Origin of the sequence: Halococcus sp. PRR34 (assembly GCF_028617175.1) — an archaeon.
Classification (GTDB): Archaea; Halobacteriota; Halobacteria; order Halobacteriales; family Halococcaceae; genus Halococcus; species Halococcus salifodinae.
Window position 1 is genome coordinate 79351 of sequence record NZ_JAQJDA010000009.1, and the last position, 22054, is coordinate 101404.

Below are 22054 nucleotides of genomic sequence, written 5' to 3' on the forward strand. Positions count from 1 at the left end.
CCGGTGTCGGTGCATCGGTGACAACCGAACAGCAGTACGCAGTCACGAACGATCGCTCGCAGCAGCGATCGCGACTGCCGGCACTCCGCTGGCACCGGAGTTTTATCTCCGATACGCGCATGGGTTCCGTATGTCACACGACTGCTCGTTTCTCGCTGGCGTTCTCGACGACGGCCAGATTTCGATCGGCGACGACGACCGTGACTCCCACGCCGGCGACTGGGGCACGCCAGAGGACGATCGAATCAGACCTGACGCGGTCTGCTGGCCCGAGTCCACGGCCGACGTGGCGGCGGTGCTCGCGGCCGCGAACGATCGGGACGTTCCAGTTACTCCCTACGCGGCAGGGACGGGGATCGAAGGCAACGCGGTCCCCGCCGCAGGCGGGATCAGCATGGACCTCACGCGGATGGACCGCGTGCTCGACGTTCGCCCCGCGGATTTCCAGATCGACGTCGAACCGGGTGTGATCGGTGGGGCGCTGAACGATGCGCTCGAAGAACACGGCCTGTTCCTGCCGCCACTCCCGCAGTCCGCCGACATCTCGACGGTCGGCGGGATGATCGCCACCGACGCCAGCGGTGCGAAGACGGTGAAGTACGGCGAGGTCCACGACTGGGTGCTCGCCCTCGAAGCGGTCCTCGCCGACGGCACCGTGATCGAGGCGGGCAGCAAGGCGAAGAAAACGTCGAGCGGGTACAACCTCGACGACCTCCTCGTGGGGAGCGAGGGCACGCTCGCGGTCGTCACGCGTGCGACGTTCGAACTCGAACGCAAACCCGAACAGATTCGAGGCGGTCGCGCGGTCTTCGCGACGCTCGACGACGCCGCGACCGCGATCGCAGCGACGATGCAGGCGGGCGTCGACGTCGCCACGATCGAACTCCTCGATCCGGTGAGCACGAAGATCGCGAACGCCTACTCCGGCACCGACCTGCCCGACGCGCCGACCGCCTTCGTCGAGTTCCACGCCAATCACGGGATCGATACCGAGATCGATGCCTGTCGCGAGATCTTCGAGGAGCACGGCGTCGAGCGATTCGCGATGGCGGCCGGGGCGGAGATGGACGAGCTGTGGGCTGCGCGCCGCGACCTCGCGAACGCACTCCTGGCCTACGACCCACCGCGTCGACCCGCGAAGCCGGGCGACGTCACCGTCCCGATCAGCCGGTACCCCGACCTCGTTCGCTATGCCAAGGAACTCGGCGCGGAACACGACCTCGACGTGCCGTGTTTCGGCCACGCCGGCGACGGCAACGTCCACTACAACGTGCTCGTGGACCCGAACGATGCCGAAGAACTCGAAGCGGGCCGAGAGATCTCGGACGCCGTGGTCGAGCGCGCGATCGAGATGGGCGGGACGTCGACCGGCGAGCACGGCGTCGGCCGGGGCAAGCGAGGGTATATGATCGCCGAACACGGCGAGGGGGCGGTCGAAGCAATGGGAGCGATCAAGCGGGCGCTCGATCCGAACGGCACGCTGAACCCCGGCAAAATCTTCCCCGCAGCCGACGACGGCGACGAGCGACACCAGACCGATTCATCCGACTGACGCTCGGTTCGGCGAGCTACGTCGTCGTTCCCGTGGTCGCCGATCCCGTCGTCGGAGCCGCCGACGTGTTCGAGGCGGAGGTCGCGGAACCGACACCGGCTGTGATCGGCACCGCGGTGATCATGGAAACACCGGCGGCCGTAGCTGTCGTAGTGGTCGGTGCGTCCGTCCCGTTCGAGGGTGTCGTGGTGACGTTCTGGGTGGTCGTGGTGGCGTTCCGGACAGCTGCCGCGTACCACGACGGACGATCGACGGTCGTCGATCCCACGTCGGTGTAGCGCACCCGACGACTGACCCGAACCGGATCGCCGTCGATCGACGCGGTGTAGTTCAGGCGGTACTCGTGGACGAGCCCGCGGCGATCGACCAGAGCGACGAGTGCGACGTTACCGGGCGCTTCCTGTTCGGTGTCGAGGGCGTACGCGCTCGTCAGGTTGGACCCGTAGACGCGGTAGAGCTGCGTCTCGTTTCGGACCGCCTGTCCGACGACGCGTGTCTCCATCGCGCCGAGCAGCGCTGCGATCCGTTCGCTGTTGGTCGGATCGCCGGCCACCACTCGCCGGACCGAGAGCGGTCCATCGTCGCCGTCGGCGATCCCGTACGTCGTCTCGTCGGTGGTCGTCCGTACGGAGAGGGTTCGATTGCTGTTCGACCAGAACCGCTCCTCGATCACGGGAAACGAGGCGCTCGTTTGCGATCCGGTCCGGACGACGGTGTAGCGATCCTCGTCCGGCGTGATCCGCGCTGCGACCGTTCCGTTGCTGTATATCATCCCGCTCGGATACACTACGCTGCTGTTTTCGTGGAGGGTATAGGACGATCCGTCGAGGACCGAGGCATGGGCGTTCCCGAGTGCGAACGGATCGACGACGCCATCGCCGGTGAGCCCCGGCGCAAGCTCCGGACGGGGCGTCGGCGTCGGCTCGTCCGTCGGAACGGCCGCGGGCGTGACCGTCCGCGTGGGCGTCCCGTCACCGCCGAGCGCGAGACCGTTGCAGCCGGCGAGGACGACCGCCAGCACGAGCACCGCCGCGACGCGAACCGAACGATCCATCTGTTGATGGTTAGCACATCGCGTGTATAAATCATCCGTCGACGATCAGTCGTGAACCAAAACGTCGAGCACGTCCGGGCCGTCGCGATCGAGGGCGGCTTCGACCGCGGGCGTGATTTCGTCCGGCAACTCGATCAGTTCGCCGCGTGCGCCGTGGCTTTCGGCGTTCGTCGGGATGTCGACGGGCGGCTCGAACTCCATCCCGACCCAGTCGTAGTCGGCTTCTTCACCGCCGAGCAGGTCGAGCGTGTTGTCCTTCAGAATGCGGTAGTTGCGGTTGTCGGGGATGACAACTGTGAGATCGAGGTCGTGGCGCGCGGCGGTGTAGAGGCTGTGGGGGTAGTAGAGATACGAGCCGTCGCCGACGAACCCGAGGACGTCGCGCGGGTCGTCGCGCTGGCTCTCGGCGAACGCCGCGCCGACCGACGCCGGGAGGCCGTAGCCGAGGCCGCCACCCTTGTTCGAGATGTACTGCTCGGGCTGGAGCGGCCACCGCGTGAGCATCGCGTATTTCGCGGTCACGCCCTCATCCACGACGAACGCCTCCGGCGCGGCCTCCTGGAGTGCGTCGACGAGTTCGTCCTTCGAGGCCCGCGGATCGTCATCGTCCGCTTCCTCGCCCGCCCCCATCGACGCCATCTGGGCCTCGACCATCTCCTTCACCGACGCGACCGCTTCGAGGCGGTCCTCGCGTGTCTCCTCGTCGAGCCGGTCGCGCACCCTGGCGGCGAGCTCGCCCAGCACGACGCCCGGATCGCCGATCACCGCAGCGTCGGCGGGCTGGTTCTTGCCGATCTCGCGGACGGCGTCGCTGAGGTGGATGCACGTCGTGTCGTCGCTCACCAGCGCGTGCTCGTGGCGGGTCAGCGTGGTGTTGGTCGAACAGCCCGCGAACACCACCGTGTCGGCGTCGAGCAGCGTCCGCGCGAGGTCCTCGTCCGGCGGGATCGGCGAGACCCACTGGTCGTGATCCATCGGGAAGTCGACTTCACAGGACAGAATCTCGCCGTGGACCCGCGTGCCGGCGGCCTCCGCGAGATCGACCGCGGCCGCGACCGCGTCCGCCCCGGCGCGGGCGACGTGATCGCCGACCACCAACACCGGCGCGTCGGCCCCGACGAGCAGGTCGGCCGCACGCTCGATCGCTGCGGCGTCGCCGCCGCCAGCCGTGGGGATCGGGCCGAGGCGCTCGGGGCGGGCGTCGGTTTCGGCCATCATGGTGTCGAGCGGCAGCCCCAGAAAGACCGGGCCCGTCGGCGGGGTGAGCGCGGTCCGGACCGCCCGGCGGACCATCGTCGGGACCGCACTCACGTCGAGCACCTCGTGGCTCTGCTTGCAGAACTGGCGCGTCAACCTGAGGAGATCGCCCGAGAGGATCGGCTCCTCGTGGCGGAAATCCGTACTATGATTTCCGGCGGTCACGAGCAGCGGCGCGCCGGCGATCTTCGCTGCGTAGAGGTTCCCGAGGCCGTGAGCGAGGCCGGGCGTGGTGTGGAGGTTCGCCACGCCCAGCGGGAGAACGCTATCGTCGTGGTGGGCGTGATACCGGCGGGTCTGGGCGTAGCCGCCCGCCATCCCGACCGCGATGTCCTCGTGGAGCCCGAGGACGTACTCGATCTCGCTCTCGGCGATCGCGTGGACCACGGGGAGTTCCGTCGTCCCAGGGTTTCCGAAGACGTGGGTCACGCCGTACTCGGCGAGCGCATCCACGAACAGGTCCGCGCCGGTATAATCCGTCATGATCGTTCGATCGTGCGCCGCGGTGAAATAGTTCACTCCGCTGCTGGTGTCTCGACAGCTGTGGTACCGGATTCCCGCGGAGCGATGGGTTTTCGTCCGCGCGCGACCAAATTCAATCATGGCAACCGAAACGGAGCGAGCCACGCTCGCCGGCGGCTGTTTCTGGTGTATCGAGGCCCCGATGGAGGAACTCGACGGCGTACACGACGTGACCTCGGGCTACGCGGGCGGTCACACCGAGAATCCGACGTATCGAGCGGTTTGCTCGGGTGACACCGGCCACGCAGAGGTCGTCCAGATCGAATACGATCCCGATCGCATCGCGTACGAGGACCTGCTCGACGTGCTCTTCACCGTCCACGACCCGACACAGCTGAATCGACAGGGTCCGGACGTCGGAACCCAGTACCGCTCGGCGATCTTCACCCACGACGAGTCCCAGCACGAAACGGCCGCAGCGTACATCGACGCGCTCGACGCCGAGGGTGGCTACGACGATCCAGTCGTGACCGAGATCGAGCCCCTTGAGACGTTCTACGAGGCGAGTGAGGAGCACCAGAACTACTACGAGAAAAATCCCGAGGACGCCTACTGTTCGTTCCACGCCCAGCCGAAGATCGAGAAGGTCCGCGAGAAGTTCGCTGAGAAGACTGCCTGACGGTCGCGGCGACCGTCGTCGGCGCGTCAGTCGTCGTTTTCGGTTCCTGCACCGTCGGTGGTGTAGCCATCACCACCGCTTCCCGGTTCACCCCCGGTCGTGGACTCCGTCCGGGTGGTGAAAGAGAAAAACGGCTCCTCGTCGGGCGTGGCGAGCTCTTCGCGGTAGTAGTCCCGAGCGGTGATGTAGCTCCCGTACACCAAGACGAGGAAGTACAGCGTGAACGGCAGCGCCATCACCGGCGAGAACGACTGCATCGCGCTGAACGCCGGAAGCTGGAGCGTCATGACACCGAGGAAGGCGAGCAACACGCCCCACCACGCCCGGTTGCGCGCGTTCGGGTTCTCGTCGCCGAGCGTGATCGCCGACAGCATGAACACCGCCGAATCGAGCGTCGTGAGGATATACCCAACCATCACGAGCACGAGCAGGACGCCGAGCACGTTGCCGTACGGCGTGATGCTGATGGCCTTGGCGACGGCTGCCGGGATGTCGTTCGCGGCGAGGGCGTCGCTGACGGGACCGAAGTACTCCGGCGAGAGCACCCAGCCGCCGATGATGCCGTGTTGGGCCCAGACCAGCCCCGAGGGGACGAGCACCAGCGCGACGAACGTCTCGCGGATGGTGCGGCCCTTCGAGACGCGAGCGACGAAACTCCCGACGAACAGACCCCATGCGACCCACCACGCCCACCAGAAGCTGGTCCACTGCTGTGGCCAGCTTCCGCCGCTGGTCGGTGCAGCGTAGAACATCAGGCGTGGGAGGTTGTTGAGCCAGATCCCGGTCGCGTCGAGCGTGAGGTTCAGGGTGAACAGCGTCGGGCCGACGACCAGCAACAGTGCGGCCGCGAGCGCCATGAACACCATCGTCAGCCGGGCCGCGTTCTGGATCCCGCTGCGAAGCCCGAGCCAGACGTCGCCGAGGAAGACCAGGCCGATGAGAGCGAACAGCCCGTAGGTGAGTGTCGTCGCCTGCAATCCGTAGACGGTATCGAGGATCGTCGCGAGCTGTTGGGCGGTGAAGCCGAGCGACGTCGCGATGCCGCCGACCATCGCCACCAGCGCCGAGAGATCGACGAGCCAGTAGAGCCAGCCGTGCTCTTCCCGATCGAACACCACGTCGAGCATCGAGCTGAGCTTGTACTCCGAGACCGACTGGGTGTAGATCATCAGAGCGAACGAAAGCGTCACGGGAATGTACCACATCGCCATCCCCGGGAACGACTCGTGGAGGAACATGAACGCGAGCGCGAGCGGTTTGAGCGCGGCTCCACCCACGGGGAACGGCTGCGGTGGCGGGTTGTTCACGATCTGTACTGGCTCGCCGACGCCCCAGATGACGATGGAGCTCCCGAAGCCCACGGTAAAGACCATCGCGATCCACGAGTAGAGGCCGAACTCGGGCTCGGCGTCCTCCCCGCCGATGCGGATCTTTCCGTACCGCGAGAGCGTCATGAACAGGCCGAACACGATCATGACGCCGCCGAGCAGCATGAACCACCACCCGAAGTTGTGCAACACCCAGTCGTACGCGCCGTTCAGCGTGCTGGTCAACAGCGTCGGGTTCACGAGTCCGACCGTCACCAGCGCCACCAACACCCCGATCGTCACGAAGAACAGCCCGGTCTCGCCCCAGTCGGCCTCGTCGAGGCCGAACACGTGCCACAGATCCATCGTTAGGGATGGAACTGTGTCGGGGGTGTAGCGACGAACGGTCGGTCACGCCGGCCGGGATCGTCCCGCCTTCGAGGTAGTAAATTATTCCGACAGTTCCGATGCCACAACCGGTTCCGTTCGGTCGACGATGTCGGTCGATGATCGCTCACGAACAGTGCTCGGCATGAGCGCGTTTGGACGGGTAAATCCCACGATCTCGGGAAGACGAATCAGGACGGAGACAGCTCGATTGGGGCGTTTGTGGTCGATTCACATCGACAGCCATGCGCAGATACGGCCCGTTTCGGCGATCCTGATCCGTGCGGAACACGGCGTTCGTTCCGGCATGAAACCATGCCGTCAGTTCGAATCGATACGACCGTGGGAGAGTGTCAGGGAGCGAGTGCTTCGATGGTCGCGTCGATTTCCTCCATCGTCGCATCTCGCGGAAAGGATACGGACACCGCGTCGACGCCATCGATGGCGGCGAACTTCTCGAAGTGCTCGCGGGCTTCGTCGGGTGTCCCGGCGACCGCGAGCGCGTCGAGCAGGTCATCGTCGATGGCCGCGATCGCCGCCTCGCGGTCGCCGTCCTGCCAGTTGTCGTAGATTTCGTTGGCCGTTTCCTCGTGGCCGACGCGGGCGAGGCTGTCGCGGTAGAACGTTCCCATCCCGCCGACGTAGAACGCGACGTGCTGACGGACCGACTCGCGGGCACGCTCGCGGTCGTCGAGCGCCGCGCAGGTCAGCGAGAGCGTCACCCGCACCTCGTCGGCGTCCCGGTCGGCGAGGTCGGCCCCGCGTTCGAGATCCGCGAGGCGCTCCCGAACCCCCTCTCTGGTGACCATCAGCGCGTGCCAGCCGTCGGCGAACCGGCCGGCGAGCTCCACGGCCTTGGGTCCCATCCCGGCCGCATCGACCGCGGGCGGCGGGGAGGGTGGCTCACACCGCAGACGGAACCCCGAGAGGTCGAAGTACTCGCCGTCGTACTCGACCGGTTCGCCGGCGAGCACCCCCTTCACGATCTCGACGGTCTCGCGCGTGCGCCGGAGCGGGTTGCCGTAGTCGACGCCGTGCCAGTTCTCGATTACTGCGGGACCTGACGGGCCGAGTCCGAGCCGGAATCGGCCCTCCGAGACCTCCTGGAGTGTGGCGGCGGTCTGACCGAGCAGCGCGGGCGAGCGCGAGTAGATCGGTGCGATCGAGGTCCCGATCCCGATCTCGTCGGTTCGGTGGGCGATGCTCGTTAGTACGGTCACGGCGTCGCGACCCCACGTCTCGGGGAGCCACGCCCGGTCGTAGCCCCGCTGTTCGGCTCGAACGGCCTGCTCACAGAGCGCATCGACGCTCGGCTGGGCCGCCACCGGCAGGAACACCTCGCGGTCGGCGTCGGGATCAGCGGAGTCAGTGGAATCGGTCATGCCTCGGGCGTGGACTCCATGATGTCCGGCACGCCGCGTGCGGTGAGCGTCTCGCCCACGATGTACGAGGAGGCGGGGCTGGCGAGGAACTGCGTGATATCGGCGATCTCCTCGCTCGTGCCGATCCGGCGATCGACGTCGTCCCTGTCGATCTCCTCGGCTGTGACGCCCATCTGGCTCGCGACGCCGGGCGTGGCGACGAAGCCCGGCGCGATGCAGTTCACTCGGACTCCATGATCGGCCCACTCGAACGCGAGCGTCGACGTGAGGTTGATGATCCCCGCCTTCGCGGCGGCGTAGTGGCTCATGTAGGGTGCGCCGAGCTGGCCCGCAACGCTCGCGAAGTTGACGATCGTGCCGCCGTCGCCCTCGCGCATCACTTCGCCCGCGGCCTGTGCGCAGTGGTACGTGCCATGGAGGTTGATGTCCACGATGGTCTTCCAGCCGTTCTCGGAGATCTCCTCGAAGTTCGCCATGAAGCTCGCGCCCGCGTTGCTCACCAGCGTGTCGAGCCCGTCGAACTCGGAAACGGTGGCGTCGACCAGCGCCTCGACCGACTCGCGGTCGCGCACGTCGCACTCGACCGCGACCGCGCGGCCGCCGTCACTCTCGTTGATCCCCTCGGCGACCGGATCGACGTTGTCCTGCTCGCGCGAGCAGATCACGACGTCCGCGCCGTCGGCGGCGAACCGCTCCGCGATCGTCCGCCCGATCCCGCTCGATGCACCCGTGACGATCGCGGTGTCGCCGTCGACGCTGAACTGGTCGGTCGTCACCGCGTCCACCTCCGCGTGGTTGTTGTCATCGCGTCGGATGCGACGGGTGGAGCGATAATAAATCCCGGTAGCCAGGTGACATCGTGCCCGAACGTCCGCCCGTATCGCTGGGAGGAGCCCGGACGTCGACAGTAGAGAAACATTCGGAAAATTCCGGTTGTTGTCGAGTTGTATTGATAACCATAGTTTGATAAGATACCCACGAAACGCGTGAACAGATGTCAGATCATTCGCGACGCGACGTGATCGGGCTTCTGACGGCACTGGGACTCGGCGGCATCGCAAGCGAGCCGATCGCTGCGCGCGGTCGTGGCCCGGGAGGCGGGCACGACCACGATCACGAGGACGGTCCGACACTCAACCGCCTCGCGACCACGGTCCGTGGCGCGGAAGTCACCGGCATGTTCCTCACGCGGAACGGACGGTTTTTCTTCAACGTCCAGCATCCCGACGCCACGAACGACGACCCCTACGACGAGGGTACCGTCGGCGCGTTGACCGGGGCAAACCTCCACGACCTACCGTCGGATTTCGCCAGCGTGCAGGTTCCCGACGACGAGGCCAGCGGGACGGTCCACACCGCCGTCGGTCGCCACCAGCCGCTCGCCAACGGCGGCGACCCGACCGACGATGGGGAGCAGTTTGGCGTTCCGTACTCGGCAGCGGGCGATCCGATGACCGACGGGAACACGCCCGATTACAACGGGTTCGTTCCGGGTGACCACCCGAACGAGGCGTATCTGTTCACCAACTGGGAGACCGCCCCGGGGATGGTGAGCCGACTCCATCTCCGAATGCCCGGTCGGCGCGGAAAGAGTACGAACCACGAGTGGGAGGTCCTCGGCAAGCGGAACATCGACTTCCGGGACGTCGAGGGAACCTGGAACAACTGCTTCGGCACGGTGAGCCCGTGGGGCACACCCCTGACCTCAGAGGAGTACGAACCCGACGCGGAGGCGTGGTTCGAGCCCGACCAGCAGACCTACGGGAACCGCGAGGAGACGATGGAGGAGTATCTCGGCGACTTCGGCAACGCCTATCGGTACGGTTACATCGTCGAACTGGAGGAACCGACCGCCGAGCCCGAACCCCGGAAACACTTCACGATGGGGCGGTTCGCCCACGAGAACGCGGTCGTCATGCCGGATCGCCGGACGGCCTACATGAGCGACGACGGTACCGGGACGGTGTTCTTCAAGTTCGTCGCGGACGAGCCGGGCGACCTCTCCGCGGGAACGCTCTACGCCGCGAGAGCGAGTCAGGAATCCGGTGACGACCCCGCAGCGGTCGGGTTCGCGCTCGAATGGATCGAACTCGCCCACGGCGATGACGACGAAATCGAGGAGTGGATCGCCGAATACGACGGCCAAGACCCCGAGAACGACCCGGACTACATCACCGATCGCGAGATCGAGGCGTGGGCGAACGGGAACGCCGACGACGACCGCGTGGCCTTCCTCGAATCCCGGAAGGCGGCCGCCGCGGTCGGTGCGACCGACGAGTTCCGGAAGATGGAGGGCGTCAACATCAAACGAGACGCCCGACCCGGCGACCACCTCTACATGGCGATGTCGGAGATCAACGAGACGATGAGCGACGAGGAGGACGACGTGCAGCTCGCCGGCAACGACTACGGCGCGGTCTATCGGATGCAGTTGGACGAAAACTACGACGTCGGGCGGATGGAGCCGGTCGTCACCGGTGGGCCCGACGCGAACATCTGTGGTGGCTGTCCCTACGACGCGAGCCCCAACTCGGCAAGCAGCGTGTGTGCGGACTGTTCGTTCAACCCGAACCAGGAGGAGGCTTCGGGAGTGCTCGGAACCCACATGCTCGGCTCGAACTCGGCGGTCGATCCCGAGAACACCATCGCCAACCCGGACAACATCGTCGTCATGCCCGACGGCCGGGTCATCATCGGCGAGGACAGCACCGAAGCGAGCCACGATCCGCCGAACATGATCTGGGTCTACGATCCAGGCGATGCAGCCGACGACCGCGGTCGGGGCAGCGGGAGCGGTCGAGGGCGGGGCGGCGAGAGAGGACGAGGGAGGGGTAAGGGTCGCGGACGAGGTCGCTGAGACACCACCAGCAACGTCACTGGGAAAAGAACGAGCGCGAGAAGCGCCAGCGGTGGACACATGACGAACAACGCGAACGTCTCCAATGGAACAATGGTTTTATTTTTTTACATGTTTGGGAGTGTGCTCACGGTGTATAACTGTTGTTGGGATGAAACCGGGAGTTCGATACGCATGGGATCTGTCGTTGGAGGGAGATGACTGACAGCCACGAAACACGCTACGAGGCGGTGTTCTGGGACATCGGCGGCGTGCTCCTCGATCTCGGCTCGGTTCGGGCGGGCCACCGCGCGTTCGTCGGGGCGCTCGCCGACGAGTACGATCTCGACGAGGCGACGGCGCTAGAAACGTGGCGCGACGAGCTCGGCACCCACTTCCGCGAACGTGACGGCAACGTGTTCCGGAGCGCCCGGACGGGCTACGAGCGCGCGATCGAAGGAGTGGTCGGCCACGAGGTAGCGGAGGACGACTGGCTACCGGCGTTCGAGCGCGCGACCCGCGAGCAGCTCGAACCCGTGAGTGAGACAGTCGACACGATCCACGCCCTTGACGGACGAGTCCACCAGGGCATCGTCAGCGACATCGACACGTGGGAGGCCGAGCGGCTGCTGGCACAGTTCGGCGTCGCGGCCCACCTCGACGCCGTGACGACCTCCGAAGAAGTCGGTCGCACCAAGCCCGACGGAGCGATGTTCGCGACCGCTCTCGAAAAAGCGGGTATCGAGCCCACACAGACGCTGATGATCGGCGACCGTTACGAGAACGACATGGTTGGGGCGTCGCGAGCCGGGATTCATACTGCGGCGTTCGGCGGGAGCGCGGCCGACGCCGACCCCGACGATCCCGTCGTGGACCACCGGATCAGGGATCCCCGAGACGTGCTCGCTCTCGTCGGCGTCGAAAAGTCGGAGTGATGGCCAGGCGGGTAAACCTACTTCCGTCGGGCGAGTGCATGTGAGACGATGACGGACGAACCGTCGGAGTCGTCGGAGCCGTACGGGGAGAACCGACAGCGCGACGTCTACGCCTCCGGGATGCTCGCCGACGATCCGCCCGGCTATCCGGTTCGGTACGCCGACCTCGAACGCAAAGGAAAGGAGGCGCTGAGCGAGGAGGCCGCGGCCTACGTCGCCGGCGGGGCCGGCACCGAGAGCACGGTCGCCGAGAACCGCCGCGCGTTCGACGACTGGCGAATCGTCCCGCGAATGCTCCGTGACGTCGCCGAGCGCGACCTCCAGGTCGACCTCTTCGGCGACGAGATCGAAGTCCCCTTCCTGCTGGCTCCGCTCGGCGTGCTCTCGATCGTCCACGACGAGGGCGAGCTCGCGGTCGCGCGGGCGGCCGCCGACCGCGACGTGCCGATGGTGCTCAGTTCGGCGTCGTCCTATACGATGGAGGAAGTCGCCGACGAGCTCGGTGAGACGCCGAAATGGTTTCAGCTCTACTGGTCGGCCGACCCCGACATCGCCCACAGCTTCATCGACCGGGCCGAGTCGGCGGAGTATGATGGTATCGTGGTCACGCTCGACACGCCCCTCCTCGGCTGGCGCGAGCGCGACATCGAACAGGGTTATCTCCCCTTCCTCGACGGCAAGGGCGTGGCAAACTACTTCTCGGACCCGGCCTTCCGCGATCGCCTCGACGTTCCACCGGAGGAGAACGAAGGCTCGGCGGTGATGGAGTTCATCGATATCTTCGGCGATCCGTCACTGACCTGGGACGACCTCGCCGCACTCCGCGAGGAGACCGACCTGCCACTCGTCGTCAAGGGCGTGCTCCACCCCGAGGACGCCGAGCGCGCGGTCGAGTGTGGCGCGGACGGCGTGATCGTTTCGAACCACGGCGGCCGCCAGGTTGACGGCGCGATCGGCGCGCTCTCAGCGCTGCCGAGCGTGGTCGAGGCCGTCGACGTTCCCGTACTGTTCGACAGCGGGATCCGGGGCGGGGCGGACGTCGTGAAGGCGATCGCGCTCGGGGCAGATAGCGTTCTGCTCGGACGACCCTACGCCTATGGTCTCGTGATCGACGGCGAGGCTGGCGTCGGGAGCGTCCTCGACGACTTCCTCGCGGATCTCGACCTGACGCTCGCGCTCTCGGGACATACGAGCTTCGACGAGCTCGATCGGTCGATGCTGGTCGACCGTCGCGGACCTGGTTCGGACGGAGCCTGATCAGTCGCCGAACCCCGCAGCCCCCGTCTCGCGGAGACGTTCGAGGTCGGCATCGTCGTAGCCCACCTTGTGGAGCACCGCAGCGGTGTGCTCGCCGTGGTCCGGCACGCGTTCGGCGGCGTCGGCGTGGTCGGACGACTGTGCCGGAAACCCGATCCGTGGCGGTGCGTTCGTGGGCCGCTCGATCACGCCGCGGACGGCGGTCTGTGGGTGATCGATCGCTTCCGAGAGGGTGCGGACGGTCTCGACGGTCGCATCGATACCTTCGAACCGTTCGTCCCACTCCGCGCGGGTCTCGGTGGCGAACAGTTCGGCGAGCTCTTCGCGCAGTGCCGTCCGGGTTGCCGGATCGGTGCTTCCGTGACTGTCGACGAGGTCCTCGCGGTCGACCGCCTCGCAGAAGGCCCGCCAGAACGCGGGTTCGAGCGCCGCGAGAGTCACGTAGCCGCCGTCGGCGGTTTCGTAGACGTCGTACCACGGCAGCGCGCCGGTCAGTGCGGTCTCGCCGGGTCGCGGGCGTGCGGATTCGTCCACGAACGCGTCGGGCGCGATCGCCTGTGAGAACGAGAGCAACACGTCGGTCATGGCGACGTCGATGTACTCGCCACCGGTGTTGCCGAGTTCACGCGAGCAGAGCGCGCCGACGATCGAAAACGCTGCGAAGAGGCCGCCAGCCATGTCGGCCACGGGGACGCCGGGGATCGACGGTCGCGAGTCGGGACCGTGTCTCGTCATGTCGAGCAGCCCCGAGAACGCGGCGTAGTTCAGGTCGTGACCGGCGCGCGCTCGCCGGGGCCCGGTCGCGCCGTAGCCCGACAGCGAACAGTAGACGATATCCAGACTGCGCTCGCGGACGGAATCGTCGCCGATCCCGAGACGGTCGGTCACGCCGGGCCGGAATCCCTCGATCAGTACGTCGGCGTCGGCGGCGAGTGCGAAGAACGCTGCGCGGCCCGCATCGGACTTGAGATCGAGCGCGACGCTTCGCTTGCCACGGTTCACGGCGTCGAACAGGGTTCCGTCGGCATCAGTGAGCGCCATCCCACGAACCGGATCACCGCCGTCCGTGTCCTCGATTTTCAGCACGTCCGCGCCGGCGTCGGCGAGGAGCTGGGTGGCGTACGGGCCGGGGAGGTAGCGCGTGAGATCGAGCACGCGAACGCCGTCGAGTCGCATGTCGGTGCGTCTCCCGGCGTGAGGATAACGCTTCGCCGTGATTCGAGGTGGTCGAGCGATCGTCGGCGTCGACCACGAGCGGGTTGGTCACTTCCGGTTCCGTTCCGTAAGTCGATGGAGAGCGGGTGGATAGTCGTTCCCGCTGTCTTCACCCAGCTTCGTAGCTGGTGAGCTCCATTTCGAAGGTGAGGGTGCCGCTCTCGTCGTAGTAGGCGGTGTAGGGAGCCAGCCCCCTGTCGGGCGAAACGCACGCTTCGTGAACGGTGGTGCCGTTCACACTGGCCTGCGGGACGAAACAGTCGACGCCAGCGTAGGAGTCCTCGCCCGTGACCTCGAAGCCCACCGTTCCCTGCTGGGACGAGTACGACCAGCTCTGACCGACCTGGAGCGGACGACCGCCGTAGAACCCAGTCATCGTCGCGAGCGGCGCAAGGAAAGCACCGACCTGGCTGCTCAGCATCTGCTGTTGGATCGCTTGGCGAGTGCCGGTGAACGTTTGCTGGTTCGACATCTCACCCATCGAGAACGACACCTGCACCTCGTACTGGTCCTCGGCTGCCTGCACGACATCGATGACGTACTCACCGCTCTGCTTCTGACCGTCTGCACCGCCCGTCGTCACCTCGTAGGTGTACGTCCCCGGCTGTTCGAACGCGAGGAAACGAAAGGCCTCGCTCCCGGCCGCGCTACCGACGGTGGTGGCCGGGCTTTCCCCGGCGGTTGGCATCGCAGTCGTCGCCATCGTGGTGTCGTCGCTCATCGTCGTTCCAGCAGGTTTGAACAGCGATCAGTTACTTCTTGGAATGGTTGCCGAGGGGCTGTTATCATCGATCGCTCTCACGGAGATGAACGGGATCTCGTTCCCATCGGTGCTCCGTCGCGGCAGCGGACAGAACGCCCTCGCTGAACGGGTCCGTTTCGGAGATTTTGGTAGCAATTTAAGTGTTGTGGCTGCATATGCCACGATAACCGATGTCCGATGAGTTGGTCGAGCTCGCCAGACGGGCGTCGGCGCTTGCGGTACTGCGCGACGGGGCGCTGGACCGACGGGAGCTCCAAGAGCGTCTGGGGGTGTCCCGGCCGACGGCTCACCGATTCACACGCTCGTTCGAGGACCAGGGACTCGTCGAGCGATCGTCAGGGGAGCTCTCGCTGACGCCGATGGGGGAAGTCGTTGCCGAGGCCGTCGCCGAGTTTCGGCGGACGGTCGAGACCGCACGGCGGGTCGAACCGGTGTTCGAGGTCGTTTCGGACGGTGATCCGGCGTTCGTCCGCGAGGCGTTCGGCGATGCGACCGTGACGACCGCCGAACCGGGTGATCCGTACAGAGGAGTGCGCCGGTTCATGTCGCTGGTCGAAGACTCCGAGCGCCTTCGCGGGGTCGATCCGACCGCGATCCACCCGCTCCATCTCGACGGGCTTCACGCACGCATCGTCGCAGGGATGGAGACCGACGCGATCTTCCTCCCCGACGTCGTCGAATCGCTTCTCGAATCGAATCCGGATCGCGCCCACGAGGCCTTCGAGAGCGGCAATCTCACGCTGCGAGTCCACGACGACATCCCGTTCGGGCTCACACTGTGTGACGACCGGATCGGGATCGGGCTCTACGACGACGAAACCGGACTCCTGAAGACGTACATTGACACCGCCTCCCCCACTGCCCGCGAGTGGGCCGAGGACGTGTACGCGGACTACCGCGACGAGTCGACGCTTCTCTCCGAGCATTCCGAACTCTCGGAACTGCTGCCTGTCGAGCCAGAGACGAACGACTGAACTCGACGGTAGTCTCCGATTTTCCCGAACGTTATCGTGTCGTCTCTGTGACCGCGGCCTCGATCTCCTCGCGGGGAACCGGTGAGATCCAGTCGTCGGCGAGCCAGCGATCGACGACACGTCGATCGGCGTCGAGAACGAAGACGGCGCGGCGTGCGGTCCGGGTCGATCCCATCCCGTTGCGTTCGGTCAGCAGGTCGTACCCATCGGCGGCGGTGCCCTCGACGTCGCTGAACAGGCGGAACGGGCTGTCGAGATCACGGAGGAAGGCGTTCTGGGCGTACGGTCCGTCGCGACTCACGCCGACCACCGGGACGTCGAAGGCGTCCCAGCCGGCACGGTCGTAGCGCTTCCACCAGTTCTCTGCGATGGCGCTGAACGAAAAGCCGTAGAAGACGACTACACAGCCGCCGTCGAGCACGTCGGCGAGCCGTCGCGGTCGGAAGGTCTCGCCGTCGCACAGCAGCGCTTCGAAATCCGGCGCGCGCTCGCCCTCGCTCGGTGGCATACCCCGCCATCGGCCGCCGTGGGCGAAAAGCCTCCGGTCGTCGAGGTGAGTGTGCCGCGCGGAACACGCTTTTGCCCGTGGCACTCCGTGGTGGAGTATGAGCCTCACGCTCTACCGGCTCGAAGGCTGTCCGTACTGCGAACTCGTGGTCGATCGACTGGACGAACTCGACGTCGAGTTCGAGAGCGTCTGGACCGAGGGTCTCCACTCGAAGCGCGACGAGGTCAAGCGGGTGTCGGGCCAGCGCGCGGTTCCGGTGCTCGTCGACGACGACCGCGGGATCACGATGGCCGAATCGGAACGGATCGTCGAATACCTCGACACCTCCTACGCGGCCTGACGAACGAACCACTTCGTCGGCAGGGGTGAGTGGGGGAGTCGCATTCATATGTTCGCCCGGCGAACGGAGGAGTATGGCCGAGGAGACTCTCTTCGAGACCGAGCGAACCCGCGACCGTACCGAGATCGCCGCGATCTTCCGGTCGTTGGCCGATCAGTTCGACGACGGGACGGTGACGCTCGCCGACAACGGCCGATCGGTGACCGTACGACCGCCCGACCGGTCGACGATCGAGATCGAACTCGAGCGCGAGCGAACCGACGAGGGATCGGACGTGGAGTTCGAGGTCGAGATCGAGTGGTCAGAACCTGCAAGCGAGGAAAGCGTCGTGCAGCACGAGAACGACGGCACTGACGAGACGACCGACGCGCCGTCGGTGACCGGCGAGGAGACCGCGAGTGAGAGCCTCGCGCGGTTCGAGGTGTTTCGCGATCGAGCCGACGAGTGGCGGTGGCGGCTCGTCCACCGCAACGGCAACGTGATCGCCGACGGTGGCGAGGGGTACGCCTCGAAGCAGAACGCACTGAAGGGGCTGCGGAGCGTCCGCCGGAACGCACCCGGGGCCGAAATCGACGTCGAGTAGCGCAGTGGTGGCGAGTAGCGGTGTCGTGCGGCCGGCGAGGCGGTCAGTCGATCTCGTGGGGGTCGAGGCCGGGGTCCTCGACCGACGGTGCGCCGATGGCGAGGACGATCCCCTGATCGTCGCCGAGATACCGGTGGCCGTGGCCGACCTCGGGACCGGCGGCGTAGAAGGTTCCCGGGCCGACCTCGTGGTACTCCTCCTCGCCCGACCGGCCGAGTTTGAGCGAGAACTCACCCTGGATGATGTAGTAGAGCTCTTCCTGCTCGGAGTGGGCGTGATAGGTGATCTCCTCGCCGGGATCGAAGTACCAGAGCTTGCAGTTCGTTTCGTCGGTGCCGAGGGCGTCGTCGATCGAGCGGATGTCGAGGTCGGGCGGGAGCTCGTCGATCTCTGAGAGGTCGGTCACCGGAACGTCGTCGGTGTGGACCACGTCGGAGTCCATACGCACGCGACGACGGGATAGCGCAAAAGTCTGTGGCCCGGCCACCGCTTTCTGGCCACCGCTTCCGCCATCCCACCGAAAGCGGCTTTCCCGAGCGACGGGGAAGCCCCTCATGCACGTCGTAGTCAACGCGGCGATGAGCGCCGACGGCAAGCTCTCCTCACGCCGACGCGAGCAGATCCGGATCAGCGGCCACGAGGACTTCGCGCGGGTCGACGCGCTCCGGGCGGACTGCGATGCGGTCATGGTCGGCGTCGGGACCGTCCTCGCCGACGATCCCCACCTCACCGTCGAGGATCCCGACCTCCGTGCCGAGCGACGCGAGCGCGGCGATTCCGACCATCCAGCCCGCGTGGTCGCCGATACGCGCGCACGAACACCACCCGATGCCCGCGTGCTCGACGACGTGGCCCGTTCCTACGTCGCGGTTGGCGAGACGGCCCCCGACGATCGGTGCGGCGCACTCCGCGACGCCGACGCACACCTTGTCACCGCTGGCACGGAGCGCGTCGATCTCGCCGCGGCGCTCGCCGAACTCGAAACCGACGGGATCGACCGGCTACTGATCGAGGGCGGCGGCGAACTGTTGTTTTCGGCGTTCGAGACGGGAGTAGTCGACGAGCTCTCGGTGTTCGTCGGCTCGCAGATCATCGGGGGACGCGACGCGCCGACGCTCGCCGACGGCGAGGGGTTCGTCGACGAGTTTCCGGAGCTCACATTGGCCGCCGCCGACCGACTCGACGACGGTATCGTTCTTTCCTACACCGTCGCGGATTGAGCGTTTCGCCCGTGTCTTCCCGCCGAAGGAGCCGACGAAGCTGTCGGAAGCGGAAGGGAAGCGTATAAGCTGGCGACGCGGAAACGACCACGAAATGGCTGGGCTTCGGATCCACGAGGATCGACTCGATGCAGCACTCGACGGCGGTGACGCCGATCTCGCCCTTGCGGTGGTGACGGCGACCAAACCCGACTTCTACAAGCAGGCTCCCGTCGTCGCCGCCGCGCGTGACCGCGGGTTCCCGTGTTTCGTTCTTCACACTGGGCAACACTACGACGACGTGCTCGGGCACGGCCTCGTGGAGTACGGCATCGACGACGCGATAGCGGTGGATCTCGGCGTGCGCGGCGGCCTCTCCGAGAAGACGGCTCAGGTCACGACCCGCGTCGCCGACGTCGCCGCCCACCTCGACGAGCACTACCCAGAGACGACGATACTCCCCCTCGTCCACGGCGACACGCACGCCGCCGGCGTCGTTCCCCAGGCGTGGGCGTTCGCCACCAACCAGTACGCCGCTCACAACGAGGCGGGCCTCCGTGGCATGGCTCCGTCGTTCGACGCCTACGCCGCCGACGACGTGGACGCCGCCGCATTCGTCCGCGATCAGTGGGAGGGCGAGTGGTCCCTCGATCGTTCCGAACCGTTCCCCGAGCAGTACGACACGTTCGTCGGCTCGGCGGCCTGCCTCTATCACTTCGCGCCGGTCGATCTGAACCGCGATCACCTCACACGCGAGGGCTACCCCGCCGCCGTCGACGGTGAGGAGCGCATCCCGGTGGTCGGCAACTCCGTCGTGGATGCCATCGAGTTGAAAGCCGACGCTGAGGGCGGGGAGTCGGTCTTCGACGTCTACCCCGAACTGGAGGAGCGCGACGACTGGATACGGGTGGACGTCCACCGCCGCGCGAACCTCCTCCCCGATCGGTTCCGTGCGATCGTCGACTGTGTCATCCGCCTGGTCGAGGCGGGCTATAACGTCAACTTCGTGGAACTGCACGCGACGGGCACCGCGCTCGACGAGTACGGGCTCCGCGAGAAACTCGAACGCCTCGCCGCCGACAACGACAACTTCCTCTTTACTGGGCTCTGGAAGAAGCACGCCCACGTCTACGAGTTCTTCCGCTCGGGGCAGTGTTTCGCGGCGCTCACCGACTCCGGTAGCGTCCAGGAGGAACTCAACCACATCCGGGAGACGCGGTGTCTCACCGCCCGGTTCAACACTGACCGCCCCGAGACGGTGATGGACGCCAACACGAACCTGCTGGTCCCGCCCGTATCCGGCGAATCGATGGCCGAAATCGTCGAGTACGCGTTCACCAACGACGCCACCCGTGACCGCCTCGGGTCGGGGCCGCGCCTCTACGGCGAGGACGTCGGCACGGAGATCGTGCGCTACTTCGAGGACCTCGACGATCCGGCCACTTTCGAGTGGTCCCACGACCGCGCCGCGTTCGATGTCGACGACGGTGCGTTCGACTATCTCTGAGGCGAAATCACAAGAATAGTCCGCTGTCGGCGGTTCGAAACTTCAGCTGTGGATCAGTCGTCGGACTCGGCGAGCGCCGCCTCGGCATCGGTCGCGGGCTCCTCGTCGAGCGTTTCGAGGTAGTCGTCGGCGTCGAGCGCCGCTTTGCAGCCCATCCCGCCGGCAGTCACGGCCTGCTGGTAGTGGTAGTCGACCACGTCGCCAGCGCCGAAGATTCCTGGTACTCCCGTTCTGGTCTGGCCGCCGCCAGCGCCGCCCCGGGTGTCGAGGTAGCCCGCGTCGTCCATCTCGACGCCCGTATCTCCGAGATAGCCGGTGTTCGGCGTGTGGCCGATGGCGAGGAAAACCGCGCCGACGTCCATCTCGAAGCGTTCGGTTTCGGGATCGTCGAGCCGTTCTGTGGGGTGGCCTTCGGGGTGGCGGACGAGCGACGCGCCCCCGATGCCATCCTCGGGCGTTCCGCGAATCTCGGTGAGTTCGGTGTTGCGCACGACCTCGATCTCGCCGGCCTCGACGTGCTCTTCGAGCCGATCGATCCAGTAGTCCTCCGCGCGGAACGCTTCGCGGCGGTGAATCAGATACACCTTGGAGGCGAACTTCGTGAGGAAGGTTGCCTCCTCCATCGCGGCGTCGCCGCCGCCGACCACGATCATCTCCTCGTCGCGGAAGAAGGCTCCATCACAGGTCGCACACGTCGAGACGCCGTAGCCCATCAGTTCGTCCTCGCCAGGCACGCCGAGTGTCCGCGCGCTCGCGCCGCTCGCGGCGATCACGGCGTCGGCGGTGAGGCGCGTGCCGTCGGCGAGTTCGATCTCAAAGGGGCGGTCCGAATCGTCGACGTGCTCGATCACGCCGTGGCGGATCTCCGCGCCGAAGCGCTCGGCCTGGGCCTGCATGTCGTTCACCAGTTCGGGGCCGCCGATCCCTTCGGGAAAGCCCGGGTAGTTCGCGACGTCGGTCGTCAGGGTGAGCTGGCCGCCCGGCTCGCGCCCTTCGAGCACGAGGGGCGCGTTGTTCGAGCGCGCGGCGTAGATCGCCGCCGTCAGTCCCGCGATCCCCGACCCCGCGACGACGAGCCGGTGGTGCTCCGGCTCCGAGCCTCCAGTCATGGATTCGAGTAGGCCAGCCACGAACAACTACCTTGTGCTCGAACGCGGCGACGCTCGAAGCGTTTAGGTCACGACCGCCGCTTCGATCGGTATGCCCGCCGATCTCGACGAGAAGACCGATCGCTACGAACGCCTCCTCGCCGACGCGCTCGACGCGGCGAGCGTCGCGCCGCCGGACGGAACTCCACTGGCCGAATTCGCGGCCGAGTACCAGGAGATGGCGCAGTCGTACCTCGACGACGGCCGGCACTTCCGCGAAACGGACGACATGGTGAACGCGCTCGCGGCGTTTTCGTACGGCCACGCGTGGCTCGATGCGGGCGCGCGGATCGGGCTGTTCGTGGTTCCCACGGAGGATGACCTATTCACGGTGTGAAACGCCGTGCGCGGTCGGTGCGCTTACAAGGGGTGGGTGTGTCAGTTTCGCTCGATGGAGGCCGTCCTGTGGTACGTGCTGACGGGTACTCGCGGCGGCACGAACCGCGTGCGCATCCTCCGCGCCCTCGACGAGCGACCGCGAAATGCAAACCAGCTCGCTGAGGACCTCGAACTCGACTACAAAACCGTCCGACACCACCTCGACGTGCTCGAAGACAACGGCGTGCTACAAGACAGCGGCGACGACTACGGCGCGATCTACCTGCCGACGGATCAGGCGCGCCATCACTGGGACACCATCGAGGAAATCATGGAGCAGGTGGAGTGAGTATGGTACGAATTGGGAAAGAGTATATGCAGCCGTACAGGG

Annotated in this window: 22 protein-coding genes; 12 read left to right on the forward strand and 10 right to left on the reverse strand. The window is 66.4% G+C overall.

Features of this window, described 5'->3' with window-relative positions; genetic code table 11:
* Window positions 1–130: 130 nt before the first annotated feature.
* Entirely contained in the window at window positions 131–1552 is a 1422-nt protein-coding gene (locus tag PHA81_RS12310) for an FAD-binding oxidoreductase (protein ID WP_005043083.1), read from the forward strand.
* A gap of 16 nt (window positions 1553–1568) precedes the next feature.
* On the opposite strand, the gene PHA81_RS12315 is transcribed toward PHA81_RS12310, so the two are convergent.
* Both PHA81_RS12315 and PHA81_RS12320 read right to left on the reverse strand, forming a co-directional pair.
* Window positions 1569–2606, reverse strand: a complete 1038-nt coding sequence (locus PHA81_RS12315; RefSeq protein WP_005043084.1) for a hypothetical protein — start codon at window positions 2604–2606, stop codon at window positions 1569–1571.
* 45 nt (window positions 2607–2651) lie between these two features.
* Window positions 2652–4346 (reverse strand): thiamine pyrophosphate-binding protein, encoded by a 1695-nt coding sequence (locus PHA81_RS12320; RefSeq protein ID WP_049910050.1) that lies wholly within the window; start codon window positions 4344–4346, stop codon window positions 2652–2654.
* 118 nt (window positions 4347–4464) lie between these two features.
* On the opposite strand from PHA81_RS12320, the gene msrA reads away from it, so the two are divergent.
* A complete protein-coding gene (gene msrA, locus PHA81_RS12325) occupies window positions 4465–5004 on the forward strand; it encodes a peptide-methionine (S)-S-oxide reductase MsrA (protein ID WP_005043086.1) in 540 nt (179 codons plus the stop codon).
* A 26-nt stretch (window positions 5005–5030) separates the two neighbouring features.
* Here msrA and PHA81_RS12330 read toward each other — a convergent pair whose 3' ends face one another.
* From PHA81_RS12330 to PHA81_RS12340, 3 genes are all read right to left on the reverse strand, one after another.
* On the reverse strand, window positions 5031–6677 hold the full coding sequence (locus PHA81_RS12330; protein ID WP_005043087.1) for a BCCT family transporter: 1647 nt from the start codon (window positions 6675–6677) through the stop codon (window positions 5031–5033).
* 374 nt (window positions 6678–7051) lie between these two features.
* The gene (locus PHA81_RS12335) at window positions 7052–8080 is read right to left on the reverse strand and encodes a TIGR04024 family LLM class F420-dependent oxidoreductase (RefSeq protein WP_005043089.1); all 1029 of its coding nucleotides are present in this window, start codon (window positions 8078–8080) and stop codon (window positions 7052–7054) included.
* Complete coding sequence (locus PHA81_RS12340) at window positions 8077–8856, reverse strand: SDR family oxidoreductase (protein ID WP_049910052.1); 780 nt, start codon at window positions 8854–8856, stop codon at window positions 8077–8079. Before PHA81_RS12340 ends, PHA81_RS12335 begins: the two co-directional genes overlap by 4 nt.
* A gap of 218 nt (window positions 8857–9074) precedes the next feature.
* Here PHA81_RS12340 and PHA81_RS12345 point away from each other — a divergent pair, with 218 nt between their 5' ends.
* The 3 genes from PHA81_RS12345 (at window position 9075) to PHA81_RS12355 (ending at window position 13108) form a co-directional block, all read left to right on the forward strand.
* The gene (locus PHA81_RS12345; RefSeq protein WP_005043091.1) at window positions 9075–10937 is read left to right on the forward strand and encodes an alkaline phosphatase PhoX; all 1863 of its coding nucleotides are present in this window, start codon (window positions 9075–9077) and stop codon (window positions 10935–10937) included.
* A 197-nt stretch (window positions 10938–11134) separates the two neighbouring features.
* Window positions 11135–11851: an HAD family hydrolase gene (locus PHA81_RS12350; RefSeq protein ID WP_005043092.1), complete on the forward strand. Its 717-nt coding sequence runs from the start codon at window positions 11135–11137 to the stop codon at window positions 11849–11851.
* Window positions 11852–11899: 48 nt separating this feature from the next.
* Complete coding sequence (locus PHA81_RS12355) at window positions 11900–13108, forward strand: alpha-hydroxy-acid oxidizing protein (RefSeq protein ID WP_005043093.1); 1209 nt, start codon at window positions 11900–11902, stop codon at window positions 13106–13108.
* On the opposite strand, the gene PHA81_RS12360 is transcribed toward PHA81_RS12355, so the two are convergent.
* Both PHA81_RS12360 and PHA81_RS12365 read right to left on the reverse strand, forming a co-directional pair.
* On the reverse strand, window positions 13109–14284 hold the full coding sequence (locus PHA81_RS12360; protein WP_005043095.1) for a CaiB/BaiF CoA-transferase family protein: 1176 nt from the start codon (window positions 14282–14284) through the stop codon (window positions 13109–13111).
* 148 nt (window positions 14285–14432) lie between these two features.
* Window positions 14433–15044 carry a hypothetical protein gene (locus tag PHA81_RS12365; protein WP_005043096.1) on the reverse strand — a complete coding sequence of 204 codons (612 nt, stop codon included), beginning with the start codon at window positions 15042–15044 and terminating at the stop codon, window positions 14433–14435.
* Between the two features lie 212 nt (window positions 15045–15256).
* On the opposite strand from PHA81_RS12365, the gene PHA81_RS12370 reads away from it, so the two are divergent.
* Window positions 15257–16060 carry a helix-turn-helix domain-containing protein gene (locus tag PHA81_RS12370; RefSeq protein ID WP_005043097.1) on the forward strand — a complete coding sequence of 268 codons (804 nt, stop codon included), beginning with the start codon at window positions 15257–15259 and terminating at the stop codon, window positions 16058–16060.
* A 31-nt stretch (window positions 16061–16091) separates the two neighbouring features.
* On the opposite strand, the gene PHA81_RS12375 is transcribed toward PHA81_RS12370, so the two are convergent.
* Window positions 16092–16568 carry a peroxiredoxin family protein gene (locus PHA81_RS12375; protein ID WP_005043098.1) on the reverse strand — a complete coding sequence of 159 codons (477 nt, stop codon included), beginning with the start codon at window positions 16566–16568 and terminating at the stop codon, window positions 16092–16094.
* Between the two features lie 97 nt (window positions 16569–16665).
* Here PHA81_RS12375 and PHA81_RS12380 point away from each other — a divergent pair, with 97 nt between their 5' ends.
* Window positions 16666–16908 (forward strand): glutathione S-transferase N-terminal domain-containing protein, encoded by a 243-nt coding sequence (locus tag PHA81_RS12380; protein WP_005043099.1) that lies wholly within the window; start codon window positions 16666–16668, stop codon window positions 16906–16908.
* A gap of 73 nt (window positions 16909–16981) precedes the next feature.
* On the forward strand, window positions 16982–17491 hold the full coding sequence (locus PHA81_RS12385) for an HVO_2922 family protein (protein WP_005043100.1): 510 nt from the start codon (window positions 16982–16984) through the stop codon (window positions 17489–17491).
* Between the two features lie 43 nt (window positions 17492–17534).
* Here PHA81_RS12385 and PHA81_RS12390 read toward each other — a convergent pair whose 3' ends face one another.
* A complete protein-coding gene (locus PHA81_RS12390) occupies window positions 17535–17933 on the reverse strand; it encodes a cupin domain-containing protein (protein ID WP_005043101.1) in 399 nt (132 codons plus the stop codon).
* Window positions 17934–18045: 112 nt separating this feature from the next.
* Between PHA81_RS12390 and PHA81_RS12395 the strand changes: the two genes are divergently transcribed.
* The gene (locus PHA81_RS12395) at window positions 18046–18711 is read left to right on the forward strand and encodes a 2,5-diamino-6-(ribosylamino)-4(3H)-pyrimidinone 5'-phosphate reductase (protein ID WP_005043102.1); all 666 of its coding nucleotides are present in this window, start codon (window positions 18046–18048) and stop codon (window positions 18709–18711) included.
* 94 nt (window positions 18712–18805) lie between these two features.
* Window positions 18806–20197, forward strand: coding sequence for a UDP-N-acetylglucosamine 2-epimerase (locus PHA81_RS12400; protein WP_005043104.1), 1392 nt, complete (start codon window positions 18806–18808; stop codon window positions 20195–20197).
* A 53-nt stretch (window positions 20198–20250) separates the two neighbouring features.
* Here the strand turns inward: PHA81_RS12400 and PHA81_RS12405 are convergent, their stop codons facing one another.
* Window positions 20251–21306 (reverse strand): FAD-dependent oxidoreductase, encoded by a 1056-nt coding sequence (locus PHA81_RS12405; protein WP_005043105.1) that lies wholly within the window; start codon window positions 21304–21306, stop codon window positions 20251–20253.
* A gap of 91 nt (window positions 21307–21397) precedes the next feature.
* Here PHA81_RS12405 and PHA81_RS12410 point away from each other — a divergent pair, with 91 nt between their 5' ends.
* Window positions 21398–21682, forward strand: a complete 285-nt coding sequence (locus tag PHA81_RS12410; protein ID WP_005043106.1) for a DUF357 domain-containing protein — start codon at window positions 21398–21400, stop codon at window positions 21680–21682.
* Between the two features lie 54 nt (window positions 21683–21736).
* On the forward strand, window positions 21737–22012 hold the full coding sequence (locus PHA81_RS12415) for a winged helix-turn-helix domain-containing protein (RefSeq protein ID WP_005043107.1): 276 nt from the start codon (window positions 21737–21739) through the stop codon (window positions 22010–22012).
* The last annotated feature ends 42 nt before the right edge of the window (window positions 22013–22054 follow it).